Below are 4,587 nucleotides of genomic sequence, written 5' to 3' on the forward strand. Positions count from 1 at the left end.
CAGATACCCCAACACCACACTCTGACCAACACACAACCAAACCCACACACAGAACCTAAAACAACGCGTTTAGTTCCTATAGGCCCATTTAAATCAGTTGAGTCAACATTGTTGTATAGGATATGCCCCGAATCCGGCCTATAAAAAGCCTCCAATAGGGAAAGCAGCGTAGTTTTACCTGAACCCGACGAGCCCACGATGACGGTTCTTTGGTGTGGGACTGCGCTAAAACTAATGTTCTGCAGAGTGGTATTTCGTTCATCATCTTTGTCCGCTGTATTGTAAGAAAAGCATACATCTTTGAACTCCAGCGTAATGTTGGCTGTATCAAACGAGGAATGCCCATCTGGGGAAAGCATATTGCTCGAACTTACGGTTTCGCTTTTATCGCGCAAAGATTCAATGTCTTCTATTCTCCTGAGTGGTCCTAAAGCTTTGAAAGCCGTGGTTATAGATGAGGAAAAGGAGCTTAGCGAAGAAACAACCATAGTCAAATACATTGAAAAGGAGATGAAATTAGAAATATCAAGATCCCCTTTCGCTATTTCCGCGCCGCCAAAGGAAAAAACGATTAGTAAGGTCAGCTGTATGGCGCAGTTCACAATGGACCGAATGATTGTTTCCTTGTTGGCCACTTTTACTGTTGCCCGATACACTTCTTCTGCGGTACCGACTACTCTTTTCGTTTCAGGCACTGTTGCCATAAAGGCCTTAATTGTGCGAATTCCAGCTAATGATCGCAGTATGGCATTAGACAGTCTTGCTGTCTTAGCTTGTACCAGTTCGGTTAGGCCTGCAGACGAGAAGAAGCAGCAATCATCAACAGAATGGATGTGCACGAAGTTATAAGTGCCACGGCAAAGAGTCTGGTATCAATGAACAGCATAGCGACAGCTGATCCGCAAGCTGTTAACAGATTCGCGGCCACTTTAAAGAAGTCTGATGACAGGGCTGAGCGTAACTCATTAGTATCTGAGATGACAGTTGAGACATAGTCACCCGACTCCCTCTTATCATACTCTTGTACCGGCAGGCCGAGGATACAGGTAATGAGATTGCTACGTTTATCGAAAACTATTTTCGCCGCAAGGCGGTTTGCCATATTGGATCCCAAACCATCCAGGACGATGCCTGCTACAAACAAAAGCGCCAAGACTGCAATTGGTCTCACCAACTTCTGACTCTGTTCTATGGCGTGTAGAAGATAATTGACACACAGAGGTTGTAGTAACGCCAGACCTGAAGACACTATACCCACAGACATCACAACAACAGTGATAGCTGTGTGCGGTTTCAATAGTCTGAATACATTAAAAATTGTGGTTTTTTGACGTTGCTGAGTTTGCATAGTTGACATGATTTCCGCTATTCGCCTATGGCTGTTTGGACGGTTTCAATTGCCGATCGCTTCAAACTAGAACGTGCAGAGAAAAATGTGGAAAGTGTTCCCGCGGCGATAATGGGCACAGCAAGGATAATGAAGAACTTCCAGGGGAAGACCACTACAAAGAGATTCTTGGAAAGAGGGAGGAATGTCACAGCGGTGAAAACTCCGACGAACAAGGTGGCCCCCGCAGAGATAAGGATACCGGTGGTCACGAGGATGAAACCATCCAAGGCCGATATGGCAAGTAGCTGTCCGGGCACAGCGCCCGCGATGGAGATAAGGGCCAGATCAAGGTTGCGTTCCTTGGCAGAGATGGCGAAACTGGCGACCGCACCGATTACAGCAATGAGCAAGGCCGACCACAGGCTGGACATAAGCTCTATCGGTGTGGCTGATCCCATGTCTTTCAACTGGGGAAAGCCACTTATGGCAGCAGTACTGGTTTGACCTGTGATTAACAATCCACCGAGCAGGAACAGGCAAGCAGTCAGTGAGATGATGGTGGAGCCGAATGCCTTCCCGCGACTTCTCACAATGGCTTGTGCCCGTGCGATCTTCCAGACATCGGATTGCACAGGAACCAGATTCGTCCATGTTTTGGTGGCCCATTGGATGATGGGTCCTCCAGAATAGGCCAGAGCGACCAGAAACAGCAGTATCGCGATGATCGGGCCTAATGACATGGGTTGCATGATGATGCCCAATTGGGTCTTACTCAGAGTTTTGGGGTCGTTCAACACCAGGATGACGGCAGCGACAGCCGGTGCCAGCAGGGCGATGAAACCACCGATAATAAGGAATCTCCTCAGACCGCGCCCAGCTCTCGTGACGTGGACTTCCTCAGTTCCTGAACCTCTCAGCAGCTCAACCGGAAGCACTTTCCTCAAAGCACGCAGAGTAAAGAGAGCACCCAACAAAGCCACAATGAAACCGACTGCAAGCCCCCTCAAAGCAAAGTCTAAGAAACCCTGCCAAGTAAAAGTGATAAGCGGCGGTAACAGCACGGCCTCCAACTGGAACTTTAGAATCCGTGGGGCAAGAATTGGCGCCAGCGCCATACCAACGATGGAGGAGATCAGAGTCAGCACGAACACCTGCACCATGGTGAGGGTCAGCACCTGCCTAGGTGTGGCACCAAGCAGGGACAACAATGCAAGTCCCTTCCGCCGCTGCCTTATGGAAGCCTGAATCGTCACCATAATGACCAGGCAACCCAGGACCATTGCTATCTGGTAGACCGAGTCCACGTTAGTGCTGAGATGGTGAGATACCACACCCACTTCCCCCGGGGAATCATGTTTGAGATCATTGATTCCCTTGCATACACTCATGGCGCACAGAATCGTCTGCGTGACCACAAGCACAAGAAACACACCGGCCCAGATTCCTCTATTGGCTTTCAGATCATTCAACGCCCACTTCATGACTTACACCTTTCACGCCGCATCGCCATACAGAATCAGGGCAATAACTACGCTTGCTCTTCCACATTCCCTGATGCGACAAATCCGCCATCACTCATGGTGTATACGACGTCGCATTGCCGGGCCAGGCGGAGATCGTGTGTGACCACGACCACGCATTTACCGGGTCGATGGGAGAAGTCCCGCAACTGCGAGAAAACCAACTGTCCGGACTTCTGGTCAAGAGCACCTGTCGGCTCATCGGCGAACACAACATCGGGATCCGCGACCAAGGTGCGAATCAAGGATACCCGCTGCTGCTCACCACCTGAGAGCGAACTAGCTGCGTCATTGTCGTGCCCGCTCAAGTGGAACTTATCCATGAGGGCATCGATGCTTCCTTGATCGACCTTGCGATGGCTGAGAGTCAAGGGGAGCAGGATATTGTCACGAACGGTCATGGACGGGACAAGATTGTAGGACTGAAACACAAACCCGATATGCGATCTGCGAAACAAAGCCAAGTTACGCTGGTTCTTCTTAGTTAGTTCCTCACCCAGCACCCACACATTTCCTTGAGATGGCTGTTCAAGACCAGAAAGGCAATATAGCAAGGTGCTCTTACCACATCCAGAGGGCCCTGTAATTGCGGTCATGGCACCACCAGCAGCAACAAAAGAAAGATCATTGAACACCACAGTGGGAGTCCCGTCACCCGAGACGAAATTCTTACTTAGCTGTTCAGCTACTACCACACCATCACGCATAATATTAACCTTCATGGTACTGAGATCAGAGTATCGCCAGACCTCATGCGATTATAAAGCCCCACGACAACGAGTACTGAATCGGACATTTCTATTGAAACAAACGCCCCATATCTGAAAAAGATAGGTCCGTTATTGTACCTTAAATCACTGAGGATATAAGGTCCTGGTTCACCGCCTATTGCTTCCTCTAGTTTGAGGGTTAATCTTTCAAGATGCTCATCAGAAAAGGGATATATGGTTATGAATTTTCCACTAGAGCTGCGTCCTGCATATTTGGTATTGGAGGATCGGTACTGTTGTTTATCCCTGAGATATTTGAACATAACATGCTCTGAAATACAGATTTTAGAAACTTTTTCTAAAACTGATTGTGCATTGTCAAGGGAAGCCGTCACATGAATTTTCCATCCGTGGGTCCTCATTATGCAAGCAGTCGGCTACATATATGTCCATACTACGGATTTATTTGAAGCCCATCCTATCGGACAGTCAGGTTCAGGATCCCATGACTCTTCGGCATGTGCCATGAGACTACGGCTATCGACAAAGAAAGGAGATCCTGGGTGCGTCGCCCGCATGTATACAGCTTCCCCAATCATTGCGTCTCCCATCGTTGCGGACTATGCTTTGTAGTAATATTATCAGAACCCGGTTCAGTGTCAACTTCTGTTTTAACTCGCTTCTTGAATATTAATAACTTGCTCATTGCCTTTGATAGCTAAGTACCCATACGTCGCCTTTTAAGATGGCAACTTTCCTTTGAGTAGAGATGGACCTTCAATTGCTGCATCCAATGATGTCAAGACACCAAGCCGTTTGCATAGCAAACTTTTCCCAGCGTCTATACTTACCTGATCCTCCCCCGTGGCTTCCATTCTGAATGATATTAACGACTGCGTCTGCACCGATTTCCTGGAGCAGTGACACCCACTTCAGAGATTCTGGGCTATAGGAACTAAACGCGTTGTTTATGTTGGGGGTTTGGCCTTGTGGCTGTAAGCGTGTTGGGTGGTTGTTAATAGGTCGG

General features: G+C 48.4%; 4 protein-coding genes and 1 pseudogene. All 5 read right to left on the bottom strand.

Annotated features, from left to right (window positions below):
• A partial coding sequence (locus H3V09_RS09060; protein ID WP_332461003.1) for an ATP-binding cassette domain-containing protein occupies positions 1-500 on the bottom strand: 500 nt, incomplete at its 3' end.
• Positions 501-533: 33 nt separating this feature from the next.
• Positions 534-1,357: pseudogene (locus H3V09_RS08875) on the bottom strand (ABC transporter ATP-binding protein); the annotation flags it as partial.
• Positions 1,358-1,365: 8 nt separating this feature from the next.
• Positions 1,366-2,811 carry an FtsX-like permease family protein gene (locus H3V09_RS08880; protein ID WP_198191705.1) on the bottom strand — a complete coding sequence of 482 codons (1,446 nt, stop codon included), beginning with the start codon at positions 2,809-2,811 and terminating at the stop codon, positions 1,366-1,368.
• A 47-nt stretch (positions 2,812-2,858) separates the two neighbouring features.
• The gene (locus H3V09_RS08885) at positions 2,859-3,557 is read right to left on the bottom strand and encodes an ABC transporter ATP-binding protein (protein ID WP_045924347.1); all 699 of its coding nucleotides are present in this window, start codon (positions 3,555-3,557) and stop codon (positions 2,859-2,861) included.
• A gap of 11 nt (positions 3,558-3,568) precedes the next feature.
• Positions 3,569-3,982 carry a hypothetical protein gene (locus H3V09_RS08890; RefSeq protein WP_442859367.1) on the bottom strand — a complete coding sequence of 138 codons (414 nt, stop codon included), beginning with the start codon at positions 3,980-3,982 and terminating at the stop codon, positions 3,569-3,571.
• Positions 3,983-4,587 lie beyond the last annotated feature (605 nt).

This window comes from Bifidobacterium sp. M0399, assembly GCF_016100595.1.
Lineage (GTDB): Bacteria > Actinomycetota > Actinomycetes > Actinomycetales > Bifidobacteriaceae > Bombiscardovia > Bombiscardovia polysaccharolytica.